At 34.7% G+C, this 19,788-nt stretch carries 18 protein-coding genes and 1 pseudogene; 1 reads left to right on the plus strand and 18 read right to left on the minus strand.

The features are described from left to right. Window positions 1-499: 499 nt before the first annotated feature. The 18 genes and pseudogenes from AC6I5B_RS13665 to AC6I5B_RS13750 all read right to left on the minus strand — a co-directional run bounded on the left by AC6I5B_RS13665 (window position 500) and on the right by AC6I5B_RS13750 (window position 18,357). Window positions 500-2,032: an ABC-F family ATP-binding cassette domain-containing protein gene (locus tag AC6I5B_RS13665; RefSeq protein WP_118263197.1), complete on the minus strand. Its 1,533-nt coding sequence runs from the start codon at window positions 2,030-2,032 to the stop codon at window positions 500-502. A gap of 597 nt (window positions 2,033-2,629) precedes the next feature. Then, window positions 2,630-3,028, minus strand: a pseudogene (locus AC6I5B_RS13670) (3-deoxy-7-phosphoheptulonate synthase); the annotation flags it as partial. A gap of 88 nt (window positions 3,029-3,116) precedes the next feature. Next, window positions 3,117-4,733 carry an IS66-like element ISRgn2 family transposase gene (locus tag AC6I5B_RS13675; RefSeq protein WP_119636217.1) on the minus strand — a complete coding sequence of 539 codons (1,617 nt, stop codon included), beginning with the start codon at window positions 4,731-4,733 and terminating at the stop codon, window positions 3,117-3,119. A 151-nt stretch (window positions 4,734-4,884) separates the two neighbouring features. Beyond that, window positions 4,885-5,229 (minus strand): IS66 family insertion sequence element accessory protein TnpB, encoded by a 345-nt coding sequence (gene tnpB / locus AC6I5B_RS13680; RefSeq protein ID WP_119636218.1) that lies wholly within the window; start codon window positions 5,227-5,229, stop codon window positions 4,885-4,887. Next, on the minus strand, window positions 5,223-5,636 hold the full coding sequence (gene tnpA / locus AC6I5B_RS13685) for an IS66 family insertion sequence element accessory protein TnpA (RefSeq protein ID WP_172590409.1): 414 nt from the start codon (window positions 5,634-5,636) through the stop codon (window positions 5,223-5,225). The genes tnpB and tnpA overlap by 7 nt, the downstream gene beginning before the upstream one ends. Before the next feature lie 110 nt (window positions 5,637-5,746). Further along, window positions 5,747-6,202, minus strand: a complete 456-nt coding sequence (locus tag AC6I5B_RS13690) for a hypothetical protein (RefSeq protein ID WP_497773404.1) — start codon at window positions 6,200-6,202, stop codon at window positions 5,747-5,749. 376 nt (window positions 6,203-6,578) lie between these two features. After that, entirely contained in the window at window positions 6,579-7,559 is a 981-nt protein-coding gene (locus tag AC6I5B_RS13695) for a radical SAM protein (protein WP_118263195.1), read from the minus strand. A gap of 25 nt (window positions 7,560-7,584) precedes the next feature. Next, entirely contained in the window at window positions 7,585-7,872 is a 288-nt protein-coding gene (locus AC6I5B_RS13700) for a hypothetical protein (RefSeq protein ID WP_118263194.1), read from the minus strand. Window positions 7,873-7,894: 22 nt separating this feature from the next. Further along, window positions 7,895-8,563 carry an MBL fold metallo-hydrolase gene (locus tag AC6I5B_RS13705; RefSeq protein WP_118263193.1) on the minus strand — a complete coding sequence of 223 codons (669 nt, stop codon included), beginning with the start codon at window positions 8,561-8,563 and terminating at the stop codon, window positions 7,895-7,897. 26 nt (window positions 8,564-8,589) lie between these two features. Beyond that, window positions 8,590-10,227 (minus strand): AMP-binding protein, encoded by a 1,638-nt coding sequence (locus AC6I5B_RS13710; protein ID WP_118263192.1) that lies wholly within the window; start codon window positions 10,225-10,227, stop codon window positions 8,590-8,592. A 24-nt stretch (window positions 10,228-10,251) separates the two neighbouring features. Beyond that, complete coding sequence (locus AC6I5B_RS13715; protein WP_118263191.1) at window positions 10,252-11,361, minus strand: zinc-dependent alcohol dehydrogenase; 1,110 nt, start codon at window positions 11,359-11,361, stop codon at window positions 10,252-10,254. A 38-nt stretch (window positions 11,362-11,399) separates the two neighbouring features. Next, window positions 11,400-12,713, minus strand: coding sequence for a class I adenylate-forming enzyme family protein (locus AC6I5B_RS13720; RefSeq protein WP_497773405.1), 1,314 nt, complete (start codon window positions 12,711-12,713; stop codon window positions 11,400-11,402). An 18-nt stretch (window positions 12,714-12,731) separates the two neighbouring features. After that, window positions 12,732-14,042 (minus strand): radical SAM protein, encoded by a 1,311-nt coding sequence (locus AC6I5B_RS13725; RefSeq protein ID WP_118263189.1) that lies wholly within the window; start codon window positions 14,040-14,042, stop codon window positions 12,732-12,734. 98 nt (window positions 14,043-14,140) lie between these two features. Then, the gene (locus AC6I5B_RS13730; RefSeq protein WP_022250343.1) at window positions 14,141-14,905 is read right to left on the minus strand and encodes an ATP-binding protein; all 765 of its coding nucleotides are present in this window, start codon (window positions 14,903-14,905) and stop codon (window positions 14,141-14,143) included. Then, a complete protein-coding gene (locus AC6I5B_RS13735) occupies window positions 14,902-16,458 on the minus strand; it encodes a Mu transposase domain-containing protein (RefSeq protein ID WP_118724013.1) in 1,557 nt (518 codons plus the stop codon). The genes AC6I5B_RS13730 and AC6I5B_RS13735 overlap by 4 nt, the downstream gene beginning before the upstream one ends. Window positions 16,459-16,614: 156 nt before the next feature. Continuing rightward, the gene (locus AC6I5B_RS13740; RefSeq protein ID WP_118263188.1) at window positions 16,615-16,872 is read right to left on the minus strand and encodes a hypothetical protein; all 258 of its coding nucleotides are present in this window, start codon (window positions 16,870-16,872) and stop codon (window positions 16,615-16,617) included. A gap of 12 nt (window positions 16,873-16,884) precedes the next feature. Next, complete coding sequence (locus AC6I5B_RS13745; RefSeq protein WP_118263187.1) at window positions 16,885-17,595, minus strand: thioesterase II family protein; 711 nt, start codon at window positions 17,593-17,595, stop codon at window positions 16,885-16,887. 138 nt (window positions 17,596-17,733) lie between these two features. Continuing rightward, entirely contained in the window at window positions 17,734-18,357 is a 624-nt protein-coding gene (locus AC6I5B_RS13750) for an O-methyltransferase (protein ID WP_118263186.1), read from the minus strand. 394 nt (window positions 18,358-18,751) lie between these two features. On the opposite strand from AC6I5B_RS13750, the gene AC6I5B_RS13755 reads away from it, so the two are divergent. Next, a complete protein-coding gene (locus tag AC6I5B_RS13755) occupies window positions 18,752-19,609 on the plus strand; it encodes an AraC family transcriptional regulator (protein ID WP_118263185.1) in 858 nt (285 codons plus the stop codon). The last annotated feature ends 179 nt before the right edge of the window (window positions 19,610-19,788 follow it).

Genomic DNA, 19,788 nt, shown 5'->3' on the forward strand with positions numbered 1-19,788 from the left:
CAAATTTGCTTGTACATAAATGAATACGACTTTATCCTATCATTAGATGTTAAAACTGTCAACAACATTTTTTTAATTGAAATTTCATAAACAGGTATAAAAGTTCCCCGTATGAATTCCTCCGTCTGCATAACGTAATATCTATATATTTTTGCTAAGGGAGTATCCTCTATAAAATTTAATATATCCATTTTCTTTCTCCAGTGTAAAATAATACCCAATTATCCATCACTTATAAATAAATGGAAACTTTCAGATCTTCAGCATTTTCTACACCTTTGTCTCTTTGAGATTCCTGAAAAATCTCCAAATATTCATTTTTTATATTCTCATTCCACTATTTTTAAAAAATTTAAGATATGTTTACATATGAGCTGATATAAAAATTCAACTTCATTTGTGAAATAAAGTTGAGTTTTTTCTCTGGCTTTGGTATGAAGGCAATCTGCCAAGCTACAATTTTCTTTCCCCTACAGTCTGTCACCATTCTCTTTCTACCTTATCTTTTTTCAATGTTGATTACTCTCTGTGCCCAGTCACGATAAAACGCATCCTCATGTGATACCAAAAGTACTGTCCCATCAAAATCCGAAAGAGCTGTTTTCAAGGCCTCTTTTGCTTGCACATCTAAATGATTTGTAGGCTCGTCTAGAATCAAAAAATTACAAGGAACCAGAGTGAGCAAACACATTTTTACTTTTGCCTGTTCTCCTCCGCTTAGCGTTCCGATCGGCTGCATTGCATGTTTGCTAGAAATTCCGCATCGTGACAGATGCTTCCGAATATCTTTCCTCACCATATCAGGATGGGCATTAGCAACAATCTGAATCGGTGTCTGTTCGGAGTCTTCCCAGATTAAATCTTGCTCAAAGTACCCTATTTTTACCTGTTCCGAAAACTGATACGTTCCATGCATGGAAGGAATTTGTCCAATAAGTGTCTTTAATAATGTGGATTTCCCAATCCCATTGAAACCGGTGATTACTACTTTCTGCCCTCCCCTGATGCTAAACTCTATCTGCGATAAAACAGGATAATGATAACCAACTGCTAATTGTTTTACCAGTAGATGCTCTGTATTTGTCAACGACAATACCGGAAAATGAAAATGTGGAATAATTTCCTTTTGATCAAGTGCCTCCATTTTTTCCATCCGGTCAAGCTGTTTTTGTCGCCCCCTAGCCATCTTTGCCTTTCGACCTGCTATATTCTTCCGTATAAACTCCTCTGTTTTTTTTATTTGTTTTTGTTGTGCAACATACTGTCGAACATAATTTTCCCTTAACAGTGTTTTCTTCCGCAAAAATTCTGAGTAGGTACCAAAGTATTTTGTGATTGTATGGTTATCTATATCACAGATTCGATTTGCTATCTTATCCAAAAAACTGAAATCATGGGAAACAACCAAAAAGGCATTCTCTAAAGCAGACAGATACTCCGCTAGCCATGTTACATGGTTTTTATCAAGGAAATTAGTCGGCTCGTCTAACAACAATACATCCGGTTTTCCCAGAAGCAGTTTCGCTAAAATGACTTTTGCTCGTTGACCTCCACTCATTTCTGAAATCGGACGTTCCAATCCAATGGCAGATAATCCCAATCCATTTGCAACACGTTCGATTTCAGTATCAATGGAATAAAAGTTATGTTTTTCAAGCTGTTCTTGGTACCGTGCTGCAAGTTCAAGGCTCCTGCTGTCCCCTTCGGCAGCCTTTTCATATAGTTGCATCAGCTGTTTTTCCATTTCATATAAATTTGAAAAGGCAGTTTTCAAAAATTCTTTCATTGTCAGAGAATGTTCAATCACAGCATATTGATCTAAATATCCAACTGTCGTATTAGACTGCCAAACAATTCTTCCATCATCCGGTATCATCTGCTCTGTACAGATTTTAATCAATGTGCTTTTTCCTGCTCCATTTTGACCTACAATCCCAACATGCTCTCCCTTATTCAATTCGAATCCCGCATTTTTATAAAGTACATTTTCCCCAAAGGAATGTGTCAATCCCTCAATTTCCAATAAACTCATTTTGTTAAAATCCTTCCTTTAATCTTTTAATCAGTATCACCAGTTTAGCCTAATAAAAAGGAAGAAAGCAAAGATACACAAGCGTAACTTGCCTTCTGCTTTTAGATTTACCATGTGCAGAAACAAATGGATACAGTCAAAATATTATCTATAGCTTCATATATATGAATAATACGGAAAACCAAACCCTCAAAATAGGGATACTGTTCACTTTGGTTCTCCGATAAAATCAAAATGCCTTCTTTATCCCCTACGCTCTGTACAATGTTTTATCGGTATGGATTGTACAGAACTGATGATGCTACACTTGTCAATCTTTGATTTTTCCCAATTTATGAATGTATGCAAAATAGTGGAAATCACATTCTTTCCAAAGCCCCCACTGTTTCAAAGGAATAGAAGCACCCTATTACTTCGGATAAAGTGTTTGCAATATGAAGTCTTATCCCCTTTTCTCCAGCCTCCCGAATTTCGTCAAAGCCAGATTGATAAAATGACACAAACGGATGTTTTCAATTCTAAGGAAGCCTATTATCCTAATATTTTATCAAAAAAACTATGTCCCTTTATAAATTAGAGGGTTGCAAATAGACGCTTTCAAATGACACGTTCTACATTTTCAATATTATTTGTAAGATTTTTAATAAAACAATCAAATTCTGAAAAGTTTAATTGTTGCCGTGAATCGCTTAGAGCATATTGTGGTTTGGGATGTACTTCAACCATAATACCATCAACTCCTAAAGCAAGCAAAGCTTGTCCAATTTGATTAATAATATCTTTACGCCCTAATGAATGTGACACATCTACTATAATAGGTATTTGGGTATATTTTTTTATTAATGCAATGCAAGCTATATCTAGAGTATTTCTAGTTTGTGTCTCAAAAGTCCTAATCCCCCTTTCACAAAGTGATACTTTACTATTACCATTAACGATTATATATTCTGCTGCATATAGGAATTCATCTATTGTTGCACTGATTCCTCTTTTTAATAGGACTGGAGTAAGCGCAAAATATTGCTACGCTGCCCATGAATCACGCTTGCACCAAAATGATAGATGCAAGCGTTTTGCTCTATGTTTAGTTTTGACAGTTTGCTTTCGCAGTCTCGCTCCATGGGGCAAGCTGTTCCAGCTGTTCATCTGACATTTTATCGTCTGGCCGCTGTGATAAGAGGTATGTCAGATATTTGTAGGTATTCAGGTCATTCGCTTTTGCCATCTCAACCATTGTATACACAATAGCACTAGAGGCCGCTCCCTTCGGACTGGCACTGAACAGCCAGTTCCTCCGACCAACAGTGAATGGTCTGATTGCATTCTCGCTAAGATTGTTGGATAAACTGCAATGACCATCTTCCAGATAGGTCATCAGGGTGTCTTTCCGATTTTGGGCATAGTTCACCGCTTTCGCCAAACGGGTTCCCTTGTTTGGACGCTGTTGATCCAGCCAAATCCAGAATGCCTCCAGTATCGGCTTCTCCTTTTCAAGACGGAACTGTTTTCTCTGCTCCGCAGTATGATTTTTTGCTTTTGAGTACCGCTCACAATCAAACAGCTTGGAGCAAAATTGTACTCCCTGCACCGCCGGAAGGCTGTAATCATACTCTTTCCCTTTCGGTATGGCATCTGTGAAATAACGTCTCACATGTGCCCAGCAAGAGCAGCGTTTGATATCCGGCAGATTGTTATAACCCTGGTATCCGTCGGTCTCCAGATATCCACGGAACCCCTGCAGGAAAGATGCTGCATGGAACTTTGCCCTTGTCTCTGTGTAATGATAGAGCAGGATCGGCGGAAGCCCATCTTCTCCACTGCGGAAGAGCCACATCCAGGAATCTGTTTCAGGATTGCGCTCCGGCTCATTCAGTACCTGAACCCGAGTTTCATCTGCCATCAGATATTTACGCATCCGTAACTGACGGTGAAAATAATCATAAACATGGCAGAGGTAATTCTCGGTACAGTAAATGATCCAGTTAGCAAGCGTAGCCCGGCTCAATGGGACACCCAGCTGCTTCCATTCCGATTCCTGCCGGTTTAATGGCAGACCATTCTGGTACTTCTGGTGCATTGCCCATCCTACAACGGATTCCGATGCATAACTTTCCGGGATCAATGGTTCCTGAACAGGCGCTTTGACAAATGTCTGATCATCCGGGTGTTCCTCTGATATGGCACACTCCGGGCATTTATAGGTTTCACGATAGATATTTACTACTTTCCCTTTGGCAGGGGTAAACCGGAATTCATGGCGGACGAATTCTTTCCCAATACATTCCATCTGCGTTCCGCAGGTTGGACAGTTCCGCTCCTCCTCCGGAAGAGAAATGATCTCGTCGCAGGAAGGAACATTTTTAAAGAGATCCGCATGTGTCCGTCGTGCTTTTCGCTTATGTTCCGGAACAGTGATGTCATCAGGAAGTTCCTGTTTCCATGTCGGATCTGCTTCCTGCTCGGCTTCATCAAAAAGATTCAGCTGACCATCGATATCTTTCCGTTTTTCACTGGAAGTACCAAAGAGCTTCTTCGTGAGATATTCAATCTGCTGACGAAGATTTTCTTTTTCCAGACGGTCTGCTTCCAATGTTTTTTGTAAAGACTGGATCAGTTCTGTCTGTGCGGAAATCGTTTTATTCAGTTGGTTGATCATGTCCTTGTACGCAAGGATTTTTGAATCTTTTGAATTACCAGCCATATGTCTTCTGCTCCTTTTTTACTGCTCTTATTATACCATAAAAAGCAATGAAAAGGAAGCAGAAAACCCAGTATTTACAAGGGATTGCAGACATGATACAGGGTGTGGAAAGCTCTCCATTTTTGTTGGCTGGCATAGAGGTTTTACACAATCATTCCGTAGGTTTGAATGCTTTTGGTTGTTCGATTTCAAGACCGGACATGAGCCAGTCGAATTGCTGCCAGGTCAGTTGCTTTACTTCCAACTGATTTCTGGGCCAGCGGAATCTGCCCTGGACTTCCATACGTTTATACAGCAACACAAATCCGTCAGATTCCCAAAGCAAAGCTTTGATCCTGTCACAACGTTTTCCACAGAAAAGATACAGGGCGCTTCGCCTTGGATCCATATGGAGTTGATTCTCTACAATAGCACACAGCCCGTCAATGGATTTCCGCATATCCGTTCTGCCTGTTACGATATAGATTTCATCGGCGGCTGTGATATCCCCTAACATTCCAACTCCTTCACAATGCGAAGCGTTTGAGCCAGAAGCTGAGGATCTGTTCCATTTGGTATTGTTAGATGCAAACTTCCTACAGACAGCTTCATTGGCTCTGCTACGGAAAGGTTATTTTTTTCCGTAGCTACCGGAATCACATTTAATGGCTGTTCATATGGGAGCGGGTCAGTATCATGAAAATCCACTCTGACAACTTCCTGGCTTTCCGGTGCACGATAGCTGCGTCCGGTTGACGCTGGCAAATCCACACAACCTTTCTGACGCAGCCTTTTTACCCAGTTGTAAAAAGTTCCCGGTTTAATGTCATGTTCCACACACCATTGATGATCTGTCAACCCACTTTGACGGCATTCCATGATGAGACGGTATTGTTCTTCGGTAGGTATTCTTTTGCTTCTCATGAGCACACCTCCATAAATCGGATAGAGTAAAATGCTCGCATCTATCATTTCTAGCAAGAGAAGATGAAGTGAAATGCTTGCATTTTCTATTGATTATTATGGAATGATTTTTAGGGCAACACAATCCGTCGAATTATTTTGCGCTTACGGACTGGAATATCTACTTTACCCAATTCTTTTAACAATTCATAATTGCTCATATTTCGTGCTCCCACTTGAAACATATCTACTACTTCTTTCATCTTGTCAATATGTCGTGGGGAAACAATTTCAGAAATAACTTTAATTGAATACATTCCCTTTAACTGTTTGATTATTTCCACCCCATCATTTTCTAAACCTTGAAAGTCATATGGAGAGGTTCTAGGTTTATAAATGCCCACCCTAATATTTGTTATATTTCTTTGCACTAAGAATCTTATGATACTTTCCATTTGTTCATAAGATTCCATAGCGCACGGACCTGCAATAATATTCGGAGAAATTTTGTTATTATTACCTATCTGTTCATAAAAATTCAAGAAATTTTCTTGCATCACTTTTAGTTGACAATTGTTAAGATCCATAAGCATCGTTCCTCTATCTACTGTATATAAAATATGTTAATTATAGTTTCTATCATATTAACAACTTTTTTGTTATCTTTTATATAAACCTAGATAAAAAGCTAACTTTTATTACTTTTATAGTTATAGTTGCTCAAGTATATTATTGGTGTTCTGAAATGGAAAACGCTAGCACGATTTAATAACCGATTTTCTAGAGACTCCATAAGATCAGTCAAATCTAAGTGGATTAATCCTCTTAGATATTTTTCTTTAAAAACTAAATATAATTGATAATATCTAATAGTTCCATCATATTCTTTTTTGCAAAAAAACGAAGACTAGAAAAGGAGAGTTTTCAAGAATCTTAGTTTTTTAATCATCTAGTTGTTTTAATCTATTTCAAATGATCTGTTGCCATTTGCATTTCTTTTGCAACATTTTTATTTAACTCTTCTCTTCTTTTTCTATTAAATGGATGACATATCCATTCTATATCTGTTTGTTTAAATCTCTCATCTTTACAACCACATACAGACAAATTAATTCCATAATTGTAGCACCATTTCCTAATCATATTTAATCTCTGTAACTTTATTTCAAATGGAAGTGAATACAATTCCTGCTTTGAAATTGTTGGTGTTATTTCTGTAAGTGCCTGTGTAGCAATATGCATCAATTCGTTTTTGTTCCATGACTCTTTTAGACCTTTTGTCAGTACAATATAACCTGCAACAATTTCTTTAACTCCTAATTCGCTGATATCTTTCAGAATTGTTGTAATATTTTTCTCTGTATCATCTACATTAGGTAGCAGTGGATCCATTCTCACTACTAATGATGCTAATCCTGGAATATTTGAAAGCTTTTCTATATTTTTTAATCTCTCCCTATATGTGGGAGCTCCGGGTTCAATAATTTTATTTCTAGATTCATCACAACTTGAAACATCAATTTGTATGTTCATAAGATCTGGCCTTTTTCTAATTACCTCAATGATAGATTCATCAAATATGCCTTTTGTTATAAATAGTACATTTACATTATGTGAAAAAAGCTTATTTAATACAATCTTTGCCGATTCTTTAATTTTTTCATTACCAAGTGGATCTGAAGAATAGCAGAGATATACTGAAGGCGGAAATTCCTTTCTTTTTAAGAAATTATCAAGTTTAAGTGGAAGTACATTTCCCTTGTAGCCTGGATTTTGTAATTTATACACTCTTAATTCAAGAGGTGAAAACAAACAATACGTACAATGGTGAGGACATCCTAATGATAAGTCCATAACGAATCCCTTGCAAGCGTTAGGCTCATATCTTATATCTGCTTGCAAATCCTTAGAAATTCCCCAATTTATTTTGTTATCTTCTTTCATATATTTTCCTTTCTTAAACTATTAATCATACAAGTTCATCCATGAAGTCACATATGGCTTTTACCAATACATCTTCTGTATTAGCAAATAAATAAACCAAAAGTCTATCAATATCTACCTGTTCATCCTGATTACTATTTTTCATAGTTTCCCGGATTTTAATTAGTAAATCCATAATTTCTATTGAATCTAATACAAGATCATTCGTAATTGATGTTTGTATGGTTAGTTCATCAATCATTTTTTCTGGAGCTACTTCTAGTAAACAATCAGTTATAATTTTTAATTTTTCTTCAGAAGTATATTTTTTCATTTCTGCACCTCTCTACTCTATATTAATATTCATATTTTAAATAGACGTTTCTTTTGCTGCTTCGTTCTACAAATTTTAAGAATATTTCTAAATCTTTGATGTGAAAATATATATTCCTATGTAAGCAATCACTTTCGTATTTAAAGTCATTTTTAAAGTAGTGCCCCGGATATATCCGAGCACCTTGTTCTGCATATTGTCGTAATTTCTTTATACTTAAAAACATATCTTGCGGATTACCACCTTTGCAATTACAGAATCCACAACTTCTGATAAAAATTGTATCTCCTGTAAACAAAGCATTTTCTATTTTGTAACACATGCTTCCTGTGGTATGGCCAGGCGTTAATAAACATTCAATTTCTATACCAGAAACACGCAATTTCTGGTTATCTTCTAGTGCAACCAAGTTATTACACTGGAAATTATAATATTCTATTTCATATTTTGACATATAGACATAACATTGATATTGTTTTGAAAAAAAATCTGCCAAATTTGTATGATCCTGATGTGAATGCGTGAGTAATATGCCTTTCAGCTCAATATGTGCTTTTTTTATATGATCTAAAATTTCCTTCTGTTCCCACGCTGGATCAATAAGAATACCAGTACCACTTTCTGTATTAATGATTAAATATGTATAATTATTAACATGCCCTACCGGAAATCTTTGAATATCATATAACATTATCTAGAACCCTTTCTGATCAGTTATTATAGTAATCCTTGTCTATATTGTTCCAATAATATGTATCTTTTTAACTTTCCACTAACAGTTACTGGTATCTCTTTTACAGGTATTACTTCTGTTATTCCAATACCTACTTTGCTTAAAACATGCCTTTTTATTCTATTTTGAATTTCAGAAAAACTTTCCTTTTCCTGATTATATTCTACAAAGCAAATTACTTTTTCCCGATGTACATCGTACTCTCCACATATTGCTGTTTTAGAAAAATCTCCTTCTGCAATTTCATTACAAATGTTTTCTAAATCATGTGCATAAAAGTTTTCTCCTTTAATAAAAATTACATCCTTTTCTCTACCTGTTAATACTAGATTTCCGTTGTGGAAAAAGCCCAAATCTCCTGTATCGAGCCAGCCCTGCAAGTCTTTTGTTTCCTCAGTAGCTTTTTGATTTTTATAGTATTCTTTGAAAATAGCCTCTCCTTTTAATAACAAATGTCCCACAAAGCCTTCTTCAAGAACTTTCCCTTCATCATCCACAATCTTGGAATCTATATTGTCGAGTATTCGTCCTACTTCCACAAATTTCATAGAGTTATTTGAATGAACTTCATGTTCAATTATTTTCTGGCCTATCCTTACATGCTTCCTTTCAACCAAAACCTCAGTATAACTATCACAATTTTCAGGAGTTGAAACAACTAACGTAGCTTCTGATAGTCCATACGAAGGTTTTACTACATTAGATTTCATATTAAAATTTGTCATCTTATTCGTAAATTCTTCACAAACTTCAGCTGATACTGGTTCCGCCCCATCTATGATAATTCGCAAAGATGATAAATCAAAATTTTGTTTATTAATATGTTGTACATATCTGCAAACATGTTTCAGCCCAAAATTAGGTGAGGCTGTTATGGTTACTTTATGATTAGAAATTCTGTCTAGCCACAATAACGGATGTGTCACAAAAAGTTTTGTTGGCATAATATAAAATTGGCATCTGGCAATAAGCGGGGTCAAATAAGTTCCAATCAGTCCAAAACTATGAGTCAACGGCAACCAACTTAAATATATATCCTTTTCAGTAACCCTCATAGCTCTTATGGTTGCATTAATACTTGCAATAATATTTTTGTGTGTTACTACTACACCTTTGGGTTCACTTGTTGAACCAGAAGAAAATTGAATGAATGCAATATCATTCTCGTTTGGAATTTGACGTTTTATATTGCTTGTATCATAGTTAATATTTTCAATTATAATAGTTTTCTTATTAATTTTCTTGAAAAATTCTGAACTTAAATTATCTTTGAAAGTATCAAATGACTTTTTGTCTGTAATAAGATAAGGATTCGTTAATCCCTCCCATACGCCAGCCAACTTATAATGTTCTTTTCCAGTCTCCAAATATGTATATGGTACAGGAATTATTTTCCCTAAAATACATGCCCAAAATGTTTCAACAAATCTAATTTCATCATTAATCTGAAAAAGCAACTCATCGCCTGGTTTAATGCCAAAGGTTTGCAAGTTATATAAAATCGCCTCAACGTTCTTTTTGAATTCAGCCGCTGAAATAATTATTTCATTTTCTGCTGAAACAATAAAAGTATGTTGCATCTCAAGCTGATTATAAACTTCAAGTAAGGTTTTACAATTCATATTTTTCTATTTCCTTTCGTGAGATTATGATATCTTAACTATAACTTTACAGTTTTTATGTTCAAAATTTTCTGTTTCAAGAAGCTCTTTTGCTTTGTTTATTCCATTAATTTCAGTTGTAATTATTTCATCCAAAGTTATATCCCCACTTTCATATAACCTTAATATTTTATTAAATGCTCCTTCCAAATGTCCACGGGATCCAACTATCTTGATATTATTAGTGATCATATGATCAACATCATCCACGACTAACTTTTTCCCATTTCTCGCTAGTAAAACAACTCTACCATTAGCTGAAATTTTAGGAAAAATAGTATTAACATTTTCCAAAACCCCCGATGTTTCAATAACAACATCTACATCTTGAATTTCAGCATAAATTTCATTAACATCTTTGTATATATTATTTACAATTTTTTTAACTACATTTCTTCTGAAATCTATAGGTTCAACCAGAGACACCATTGAAGCACCAAAAACTCTTTTACAAAGCATTGCTGCTAGTGCACCAATAGGGCCGCCACCAAAAATCAATATTCTATCTCCTGGCTTTATATCAGCAGCTACACACGCATCAAATGCAACACCTGCCGGTTCTATACAGGTCATAGCTTTCAAATCTTTTTCTTCTTTTACATAGGGAGTAATGTCATGTGCTAAAGAAGAATTAACATCAACAACTTCGCCCATGATACCGTCTATTTCTAAACCAATAAGTTTAGCATTTTTACATTGATTAAATTTTCCTTGTTTGCATTGCACACATTGATTACATACTAAAATTGATTCCAAAGTAACAATCATATCTTTATGTATGTTTTTAACATTCTCGCCTACGTCTAAAACTTTTCCTACACCTTCATGTCCAATGACCCTTCCTTCTTCTGGTATGAATGCTGGTGCCGAGCTGATAATATAACCGGTTTCTGAATTTTCTTTAGCTAAATGCAAATCAGAACCACATATTCCTACATAAAGCATTTGTAATCTAATGTCATTGCTACCTAATTTTTTCTTCTCCCTGTTTTGAATTACAAGATTTGGATGTTTATATATTTGATTTGGTAAAGGCTTCACAATTCCTTTCATAGGCTCACTTTTAGCTTTTATCACTAACATTTTACTGTTCATTGTTCATTCTCCTAAATTATTCGATATTTAAAATACTGTCAAAATCCTGTTTTCCATGTTTTGTCACTTGTAGGTTTCATTTCTTTTAAATAAATAAATTTCTTAGGAATCTGAAAACTCGCAAGCATATTTTTACATTTTTCCGTAAATTCTATTTTTGAAACTTTTCTCTCTCCTGTGTATTCGCAAGTCAGCTCCGTAGCTGTTCCATTTTGTTCTAAAAACACATCTGCTTGTGTTATTCCTTCAATCTTCATTATGCAAGAAATTACATAATTTTTATTTACTTTTTTTCCGTCTACAATTAATATATCATCATAACGTCCTAACAATTTTATAGAATCTGATGAAGAAATATCAGCTAAATCACCTGTTTCATATTCAGACCCAAGCCATTCAATCCCATTTTCTGTGACATATCCACCTATTGTATCTTTAGTATCTACAAACAAACGTGGTCTCCCATATTGATCCTTTAGTATTTTTAATTTAACGCCAGGTATGGGAGTACCTACTACTTTGCTATCATTTTCTGAATATCCAAGAGCTAAACTACCAGTTTCTGTAGATCCATACTGCTGCAACAATTTTCTGCCAAATCTTTTCTTAAATTCTCGTTGAAGTCCTTCTTCCATCGGACCACCTGAAGCTATGATATAGCGTAGTTCATTATTCAAATAGTACTTATTTGAAACATCTAACATTTTTCTGTAAAAATATGGAACACCTAACATCATAGTGGCTTTTGTATTATTGCTCAATTGAATAACATTTCTTGGCAATAGAACATCTGGTAATGCAAGGTTTGCATTTAACTTTAAACTTAAAAGCATACCAGATATAAAGCCAAAAGAATGGTTAATTGGGACTATAGGTAAAATGGTATCCTTTTCATTAATATCCAAATATTTTGAGTATCTTAATAGTTCTGCATCCAGTTGCTTTTTTGTTCTTATTACCAATTTGGGAGTTCCTGTTGTTGCAGATGTTAAATGAATAACCGATCCTGTTTCTATTTCTGATATAAACTTCGAAGTATTTATTTTTGAAGGTAATTTGTAAATTTCATTAATCCCATTTTTACATTCTACTATTGCTTTTATACCTAAAGTGTTACTCCAGTTTACAATATTATCTTTAGAAAATTCAGAAAAAACAAATATAGGTAAAAGATTGTTTTCAATACATGCTATCCACTGTAAATATACATCTAGCTGAGTATGGGCCTTGCAGATAATAAGATTTTTTTCACTAATATTGTTTCTTCGTAATAGTTTAGTGAATATTCTTGTATTACGACTAACAGAAGTGCTCTCTATTAAAGAACCACCATAATATATCTTTTTTCCCATTTAATGATCCCTTCAAACTTATTGTATTGATAATATGCGAATTTGTTTATCTATAATATTTTTCTCCTGCTCTTCCAAAAGAAAATAATATATATTATCAATATAACACTTACCTTTTTCTGTTACCTTATAATCTACTTCGGTCTCAAGCAACATACCACCACTGATCAGTTGTTGTATTTTCTCCATATATTTCTCTCCATGGTTGTGCTCTAATTGTGCCTTTGTAAGATACAGCAACTTAGGAAATCCAACTATGTTTAAATTATTCAACTGATTCAAAGTCAATTTTTTTAATTGTGAAAATCTTGTCCGTCCACCACGAATATATGCGTTATAGGAGTTATTTCTATATTTATAACCATTTATAAATCCAAATGCTCCAGATCCTATTGCTATACAATCTGGTACATTCTGAATTCCACCATAGTATGCTGATTCCATTACTCGGATATCCCTATTTTTCTTAGTATAACCATAAGATGCTTTTTGCTCATATCCGTTTCTTTCCATCATCTCATTTACAGTTGTAATTATTTCAAGTAATTCATTTTTTGTCGGAAATCGCAAATTCTCTTCCTTAATTCTTTTTTCCAAACTATTACAATAAGGATATAGCTGTCCGAAGTCAATTGCATCTACGCCCAAACGAATTGCTTCTTTAATGTCGTTGAATGTTATTTCTAACATATTTCCTATATTGAAATCAGGAAAACCATACATGATATCTATCCCTGTTGTAATATCATTATCCAGCAATTTAAACAATGTTAAATAAACTTCCTCCAATGTTGCTTTGGATTTATATTGTTCTCGCAATTTCTGATTAAAAGTTTGTACTCCTACACTTACCTTTGAAATTTTATTTTCCTTAATATAATCAATAACTTCGTCTTTGTAGATTGTTGTTGCAGAACCTTCAATATTCACAATCAAATTGTCAGATACATTAAAATTTTCTTTTGCAGCATTTAATATATCATTGAATACATCTCTTGGAAGTATTGTTGGTGTACCACCACCAATATGTATAACGGATACTGTCAAATGTTGAATATATTCTTTTTCAGCATAATTATGAATTTCCTCTATAACTTTTTCCTTATACTGCATAATTTCCGTTGTATTTTTTACTTTATCAAATCCACAAAATGCACATTTAGAATCACAAAATGGAATATGTATATAGATTGATGCATCGCCGGGTTTTACTTCTGAATTTAATTCTGTAAAAAACTTTTCTTCTTTTTTAACCGTACTTTTATCTTCAAACAAGTCCATATGAGGATAATAATATTGATGCGGCAGTAAAATTTTTTTGTCAAACATAATAATATTCCTTCCCTGCACATTTCGGATAAACGGAGCCCCTTTCCCGCGTCAGCGGTGTAAGAGGCTCGCACCAGCGGTGCGTTATCCGTTTGTTGTTACTTGTTAATAGGTTCCATATCTCTCATGTTCTTACCATTCATCTCCAAACGATAGGCTCCACTAAGCATGCGTGCAAGGCACGCCTCTGCATAAGTATGATCCTGAAACATGTCATACCAGGCAGGTACAGGGAACTGAGAGATTACAAGGATGGATTTATGAGGATCTCTGCTGTCGAATACCTCAAATAAGTTTCGGCACTTATTAACATCCATGTTCATCAATCCAAAATCGTCAACGACAAGAAGATCATAGCCAGCGAACAGATTCAGTTCTTCTTGATAAGTGTCGAGTTTTTCTGCTTTGGACAACTCATTTATCAACTGGCTAGCCTTCATGTACCGGACTGTCTTGAACTGCCGCAAGGCACAAATACAAAGTGCATTGGCAAGGTAGCTTTTACCGGAACTGGTTTTTCCTGTTATGACAAGATTTTTTCCCTGTTCAATCCATTCACATTTGGAAAGTTCCTCTATGATGCGCACATCCAGCTGTCGTTCCGGATTATAAAGCGTTTCATCCAGATCAGCAGCGGGATATTTCAAGGTTGCCTTTTTGATAAAACGATTCAGTTTCTTGGAATAGCGCAGATTCCATTCAGCATCTACGATACGCTGTATTTTTTCTCTGAATGGAAGAAGTTCTGCATTGGGATCTGCAAACACTTCCTCCAATGCTTCTGCCATACCGGAGAACCGCATACTTTTAAGCTTACTGCAGATTTCGTAGTCCTCTGTGGAAAGTTGGTTTTTATTTATCATCGATACTCCTCCTTCCCTCGTAAGTTACTATGCTCTGGAAGTGAGGATGTAGTCGGTACCGAATGATTGTCCTGCATATTTTTCAGGAGCTTTTTGAAATAAGAATACCTACAGGCATTACTTTCCACGCATGTTTTTGCGATATCTTCCAGCAAAAGTCTGGATTGATTCTTACACATATGAAGAATGCCGTTACAACTATTATAGGCTTGTTCTTCGTGCTGAGGTGTAAGAAGCACGGAATCAATAAGTTTACCCATATATGGACCGATACTCGAGGCCCATCGTCTGTAATAAGCGCCATCTTTAGAATTCACTTCTTTGTAGTATTGATGCTCTAGAGCCATGTGCTCCGGCTTGGTGATGTATTTGGGAAAGTCTTTGTAGGACCTTCTATGGGTACAAATCAGCTTGTTATTCCGGTCGCAGATTCGTACCTCTGCCATTGTAGCCTTAAGAATTGCAGGCTGATTATAATACGTGTACAATACTGAATAATAGTGGTCATCATACAACAGATGGTAATTATTCGGTACACGGGCAAAGTATTTATAATCACACAGCGAGAAGGATTCACCGGCAAGTGGCTTCATCTGTGGTTTGTCATATCGAAGGAAACTTTCCATTTTGGAAAGGGACTGGGAGGTCCTTTTCTCGTTGTTGATGTCCGCTATTTTTTGCCGTACATCACGATTGATATCTTCGATACTGTAGTAAACTTTTTCTTTCAGGTCTTCCAACAGATGTGTCTCCAGAAACTGAACGTACTTCTCCACCGTTGGTTTTCCCTTCGGCTTGCGAGGCGGTGGTGGAAGGATTACTACATCGTAGAAATTCTCTAAGTCCTGATAGACACTATTGATTACCAGTTCATCCTTGGTATGCTTGGTGATTGCAGTTTTTAAGTTGTCTGGTACGAGATATTTAGGCACTGCACCATAGGACTCCAATGCATGAACAGTACCGGCAATGAAGTTGGGCAGTTTTTCATCCTCAAAGGCTTCCGCATAAATAAGGTTGCTTACTCCAACAGTTGTAACAAAAAAATGTACCTTTTTTATTTCACCAGTTGATGAATCCACAAGAATTTCCGGTTGATCACCGACCCAGTCGATGTAAACCTTTTCTCCTGGAATCCGTTCCACGACCATGCTGACAGCTTCCGAGCCGTAATGCTTTTCAACGAAGCGTTTAAAATACAGGCAATACTGTGTATATTGATAACCGGAAGGACAGTCCTTCTTGTATTTTAGCCACAGATAAAAGAGATTTGCTTTGCTTCCTGGCATAATTAGCCGCTCATAGACGGCTTGGTAATCAGGCATAACGGAATCATCTTTTCTGCGGAGGTTTTCGGGTGGAAAGAATAGATGTTCCACTTCCTCTGCCGACATTTGTTTCAGCGTATCAAGATCTTTGCCGGATTCTTTGAAGCGGTTCATGATCAGAGTAATTGTGCTGCAGCCAACTTTGTATCGGCTACGGCAATCATCATAGGATATGCCACGTTGACGCATATCGATGATTCCAAGAATTGTAGTACAGTTTTGCATAATTGTATGCTCCTTTCTCATTTGTTTTTACCACGAGAAAACTATACCACAATAAGTCTCACACCGATATTCCGAGCAGGTACACCGGTGGAACAATGTGCTCACACCGTTTCAAACGAAATATTCACACCGGTCGGGCGAAATTTGCACTTCCCTCTATTTATTCACATATTTTTCAATCATATTAACAAATGTGTCAAAGTGTTTGATATTCTCTTGAACCAAATCATCGTTCTGGATTTCTATGTCAAAGATATTTTCCACTTCGGTTATCAATTCAATGAACCTTATAGAATCAATGTACTCAAGATATTCTACTGCTGTTTCATTTTCAATTTCTTTAACATCATCAGATTCGTCATGGGATCTCATTAATCCCTCAATAATAGTTTCTATTCGTTCTTTTAAATCCATTTAATTGTCCTCCTAAATTTCTTTATTTATAATTTGGATCAATTCTTTTTCGTTTGTTTTCATAAAATCATGCTTACCCTCTACAATATAGCTATTGCATTCTTTATTGCAAAAAGTTTGCCAGCTTTCTAATTCGTTTAGCGAAAATATCTGCTCCCGTGTGCCGTTAACCAATGTAATATTACAGTCAAATTTTTCTTTGGTGCCTGAAAAATAATATTTGTCAATCATAGTACAATCCGACTTCCAAACCTCATACATACTTCTTAAATAGGGTTTTTCCATCAATTGCTTACGACTTACATTGCTATAATTTATCCATTCTTCCATCAACTCCTCTTCATTAACTATCTTCATTTGCTTCCCCTTTCTAGGAACATCTGGCGCAGGATATGCACATAGGAAACAATGACTTGGTTCTGGCATATTTTCTTTTTTGATTTTTTTTAATAATTCATAAACAATAAGTGTACCTATACAGTATCCAAATAGAGCATATCTACCTTCTGTAATTTCAGCTTTTACTTGATGCCATATGTCTTCTATAGTTTTGCTCATGTCATCACATAACTCTTCTTTAAAACGCATTCCCCTGCCTGGAAGTTCTATAGGAACCATTTTTATGTGTTTACTCAAATATTTGACCCATCTAGAATAAAAAAGTGCTGAGCCGCCTGCATAAGGTAACAACAGAAGTTTAATTTGCTCTTTATTATCGTCCATTTATGCTTCCTCCTACTCTTTGATTTATAATTATTCTACTTCTTTTTATTCCGTCGGATATATAGTAATGGTTTAGGTTTATCATTATCAAGAAATTATTAGTTGAATTTTAGCATTATTTTGCACTCAAATTCCGAATCACTGTTTAATAGCAATAGTTATTCCATCATCAAGAGGCAATAAAAAGCTATTCATATCATTCCTTTTAGAAAGCACTTTATTAAATTCTTCTATTTTTTTATTACTGTTTTCGAAAAATACTTTTTTCTGCGTTATTGGAAATAAAGTATCATCAGCAATTAACATTCCACCTATTTTTAAAGCATCAATGCATCCATCCAGGACTTCTGGATATAAGCCATTATATAAATCTAAAAAAAGCAAATCATATTCCTGCTTTAACTTAGGTAAGATAGAAAATACATCTTCATTAATCAAACTAATTATATGATCCACCTTATATTTTTTGAAATTTTCTTGTGCAGCATAGGCAGCTGCTCTATCTTTTTCTATAGTTGTAATTTTTGCACCACACTTATCCGCAGCAAAGGCCATCATAGTAGTTGAATATCCTATACTAGTTCCTAATTCTAAGATGTTTTTCGGACGTATTGCTTGAATAATAATTTGTAAGAACCGTGCAACTTCTGTATCTATGACAGGACAATAATATTTGAGTGCTGTATTTTTTTCGAACTCTTCTTTAGACAGTATGTGACTTTTACTATTTAATTTGTGAATATATTCCTCTACTGTATTCATAAATTTTCCTCCTAATCTTAAAATATTTCTTAATAAATACTACTTTAAAATGATATCATTTCACTAGAATTATTTTGCTTTAAAGTAGTATTTTTTTGTTGTATATGATATAATAAGTCAAAAAATTATTTACTTGGAAGATTAAGATTGCAAAATAGTAAACTGAGTTAAAACTTACAATAAGACATAAAAAAAGGCTCACATAGTGAACCTAATTTACGGTATTCCCGCCTTGAGAAAAGAAAATCTTCATATCAACACTTAACGGTTGGTGCATCAGCTATTGATACCGGAATGCCTAATTATTAGATTCACTATAACACAAAATACTCGTTATTGAAACCATTTTCATAACGTTTTGTGGCTGAGCGAAGTGAAAGGAATGGATATAAATATGAAAGACAAAAAAAATTATTACAGTAAAGATATGCCTAATCCCAATTTTTCTATAGACATTGGTTTATCTGATTCATGGGAATACGGGCATAATTTCAAAGAACACTGGCATGAACATTTGCAAATTTTTTATATTGTCTCTGGAAAAGGTTATATAAGATGTGAAACTAAAGACTATGATATCTGCTCTAAAGATATAATAGTAATAAATAGTCGTGAGATTCACTATTTGGAGAGTAAAGATGACAACTTCAAATTTTATCTAATACGAATTGATCTTCCTTTTTTGTTCAGCAACCAAATTGACTTATGCCAAACAAAATACTTGGCACCATTCTCTGAAAATCTGATTCTTTTTAAAAATCTAATTAGAAATGATCAAACTGTCTCTTCCTGCATAGATAGTATTATTCATGAATATTACTCCAAAGAAATCGGATATGAATTAGCCATTAAATCCTCATTATACACACTAATGGTGTTATTAATGAGAAACTATGTAGACAGATTTGTAACGCCTAGGCAGGCTACTCATAAAATCAATACCATAAAACGATTTTATGAAATATATGATTATATAGAAAATAATTACAAACATGAAATTTCAACAGCTGAGCTCGCAGAAATTGCTCATGTTAGCACATATTATTTTTCGAGAATTTTTAAACAAATAACGGGAAGAACTCCTGTAGAATATATTAATGAAATACGCTTAAGAAAATCTATAGAATTACTAAAAACAGACTCTATGAATATAACAGAAATTGCTATGAATTGTGGATTTAATGATTTGAATTATTTTAGTCGTGTATTTAAAAAGAAATATGGAATTTCCCCTTCTAAATTTCGGTACTAAAAAACTTTGTGAAACTTAGATACTAAAATCATGCTTTCAATTTTATACGGAGTTGATCCATAGAAGAATAATCATCTATGAATCAACAACTTCTAATTGTATCTGTGGGATACCACAATTATTATTATATGGATATTCAGCTAGAATGAATTGTATCTCTGCTGAAAGGAAAATATCTT

The sequence above is a fragment of the Faecalimonas nexilis genome, assembly GCF_059731825.1.